At 47.5% G+C, this 2,778-nt stretch carries 1 protein-coding gene and 1 pseudogene; both read left to right on the forward strand.

Features of this window, described 5'->3' with window-relative positions:
- Window positions 1-2,369, forward strand: a 2,369-nt coding sequence (locus BHE85_RS12990) for a fimbria/pilus outer membrane usher protein (RefSeq protein ID WP_242412323.1), incomplete at its 5' end; no start/stop codon positions are given.
- Between the two features lie 10 nt (window positions 2,370-2,379).
- A pseudogene (locus BHE85_RS12995) lies at window positions 2,380-2,685 on the forward strand (fimbrial protein); the annotation flags it as partial.
- Window positions 2,686-2,778: the final 93 nt, after the last annotated feature.

The following is a 2,778-nucleotide window of genomic DNA, read 5'->3' on the forward strand; positions in this document are numbered from 1 at the left end:
TTCTGTTCCATAACAGGTGTCCACTAGTTGAAAAGGTGGGCACCTACGTTACCAATACAGGCTTAATGGCTACATACGGCGGTCAGTTTACGCTTACGAATAAAAAGAAGGTTTCACAGAAAAAAATTACATTTACCGCCAATGCAGAGCAACTTCTGCAGCCACAGTTTACGGTAGAACAACTACGTGAGCTGGGTATTAAGGTGGATGAAATCCCGGCGCTGGCTGAAAAAGATGACGATAGCGTGATCAACTCGCTTGAACAAATCATTCCCGGTACAGCTGCTGAATTTGATTTCAATCATCAGCGACTTAATTTGAGCATTCCCCAAATTGCACTGTACCGTGATGCAAGAGGTTACGTCTCCCCTTCTCGTTGGGACGATGGTATACCAACGCTGTTTACCAACTACTCGTTTACAGGTTCTGATAACCGTTACCGCCAGGGCAATCGTAGCCAACGACAGTACCTGAATATGCAAAATGGTGCTAATTTTGGCCCCTGGCGATTACGTAACTATTCTACGTGGACACGCAACGATCAGGCGTCAAGCTGGAACACTATCAGTAGTTATTTACAACGTGATATCAAGGCGTTGAAGTCTCAGTTGCTTCTGGGAGAAAGCGCCACCAGCGGCAGTATTTTTTCCAGCTACACCTTTACTGGCGTGCAACTCGCTTCCGACGATAATATGTTGCCAAACAGCCAGCGCGGATTTGCCCCAACGGTACGCGGTATCGCAAACAGTAGTGCAATCGTGACTATCAGGCAAAATGGTTATGTGATCTATCAAAGCAACGTGCCAGCGGGTGCCTTTGAAATTAACGATCTCTACCCCTCTTCCAACAGCGGCGATTTAGAAGTCACGATTGAAGAAAGTGACGGTACACAACGTCGCTTTATCCAGCCTTATTCTTCATTACCCATGATGCAGCGACCTAGGCATCTAAAATATAGCGCGACCGCTGGACGCTATCGCGCTGATGCAAACAGTGATAGCAAGGAACCCGAATTTGCTGAAGCCACGGCAATATATGGTTTGAATAATACTTTTACGCTGTATGGCGGCCTGCTCGGTTCTGAAGATTATTATGCGCTGGGGATCGGTATCGGCGGCACACTTGGCGCACTGGGCGCGTTGTCGATGGATATCAACAGAGCTGACACCCAATTCGATAACCAGCACTCTTTTCATGGCTATCAATGGCGTACGCAGTACATCAAAGATATCCCGGAAACCAACACCAATATCGCTGTTAGCTACTATCGCTATACCAACGATGGCTATTTTAGTTTTGATGAAGCCAATACCCGCAATTGGGACTATAACAGTCGCCAAAAAAGTGAAATTCAATTCAACATCAGCCAGACAATATTTGATGGGGTAAGTCTGTATGCCTCCGGTTCGCAGCAAGACTATTGGGGCAATAACGAGAAAAACAGGAATATCTCTGTTGGGGTTTCCGGCCAGCAATGGGGAATTGGTTACAGCCTGAATTATCAATACAGCCGCTACACTGATGAAAATAATGACCGTGCACTCTCTTTGAATCTCAGTATTCCGTTAGAACGCTGGTTACCGCGTAGCCGGGTTTCCTATCAGATGACCAGCCAGAAAGATCGCCCAACCCAACATGAAATGCGTCTTGATGGCTCACTGCTGGATGATGGTCGCCTGAGCTATAGCCTGGAACAAAGTCTGGATGACGATAACAACCATAACAGTAGCCTGAACGCCAGTTACCGTTCACCTTATGGAACCTTCAGTGCCGGATACAGTTACGGTAATGACAGCAGCCAATACAATTACGGCGTTACCGGCGGCGTGGTTATCCATCCTCATGGCGTGACGCTCTCGCAATATCTGGGCAACGCTTTTGCGCTTATCGATGCTAACGGGGCTTCTGGCGTGAGGATACAAAACTATCCGGGGATTGCTACTGATCCCTTTGGCTATGCAGTGATTCCTTATCTCACGACTTATCAGGAAAACCGTCTCTCGGTAGATACTACGCAGCTGCCCGATAACGTCGATCTTGAACAAACAACACAGTTTGTGGTGCCCAACAGAGGTGCAATGGTAGCGGCGCGTTTCAACGCCAATATCGGTTATCGCGTACTTGTTACAGTCAGCGATCGCAACGGTAAACCGTTGCCCTTTGGCGCTCTTGCCAGCAACGATGATACGGGGCAACAAAGTATCGTCGATGAGGGCGGCATACTATATCTCTCTGGGATATCGAGTAAATCACAAAGCTGGACTGTACGCTGGGGAAATCAGGCAGATCAACAATGTCAGTTTGCTTTTAATACACCGGATTCAGAACCAACAACCTCTGTATTACAAGGCACAGCGCAGTGCCATTAAGGATAAAAAAATGAAAAGAGCGCCTCTTATAACAGGACTTTTGTTGATATCCACATCCTGCGCTTATGCCTCCTCAGGAGGGTGTGGAGCCGACAGCACTAGCGGTGCGACAAATTACAGCAGTGTGGTTGATGATGTTACGGTGAACCAGACAGATAACGTGACAGGACGGGAGTTTACCTCTGCAACGCTAAGTAGCACTAACTGGCAATACGCCTGTTCCTGCTCTGCGGGTAAGGCAGTTAAACTTGTCTATATGGTCAGCCCCGTACTTACCACCACTGGACATCAGACAGGATATTACAAACTCAATGAACCGCCCCGGGTTTCCTGGAGAGTGTTTTATCTGTGAACTCAGGCTGCCAGATCATCGTTTCCGATGGAAGCATAATAAGCTTTTTCTGCTTCT

Origin of the sequence: Shigella sp. FC1567 (assembly GCF_001743015.1) — a bacterium.
GTDB lineage: Bacteria > Pseudomonadota > Gammaproteobacteria > Enterobacterales > Enterobacteriaceae > Escherichia > Escherichia coli.